The sequence below is a fragment of the Gilvimarinus sp. 1_MG-2023 genome, from assembly GCF_030548285.1.
Genome location: NZ_JAUOSC010000389.1, coordinates 1 through 361, shown reverse-complemented (window position 1 = coordinate 361; position 361 = coordinate 1). Strand labels below are relative to the sequence as shown.

1 protein-coding gene is annotated in these 361 nt (G+C 57.6%); it reads left to right on the top strand.

Annotated elements, in window-relative coordinates; all coding sequences use genetic code 11:
- The coding region (locus Q4563_RS17320) for a hypothetical protein (RefSeq protein ID WP_303605380.1) at positions 1 to 361 on the top strand (361 nt) is incomplete at both ends.

Sequence of the window (361 nt, the reverse complement as noted above, 5' to 3'; positions counted from 1 at the left end):
ACCCGGGGGATATCGACGCTTTTGTTCCCGAGGCCTGGGCCAGTGACCGTGACGATCTGGCTGCTCCCTGTACCGATGTTCTGGAACCCGAGACCGGGAGTACAGAAGAACAGGGCTTGCAAGACAATATTGAAAGCTGGCTGAATGCCCGTAGCCAGGAAATAGACCAGTCAACCGAGGAGCAGCCACCGGCCGCCATCATCCCCAAAGCCCAGCCGGTGAATCTGGATGAATCGGTACCGCTGTTGATGACCGTCGAAGCGCTGGGTGAGCAGGAAGTGATTATCGAGCCAGAGGCCAGGACAGAAGAACAGTCGGCCATATCGACTGGGTACGAAACCAGCCATGAGGAAGCCGACAC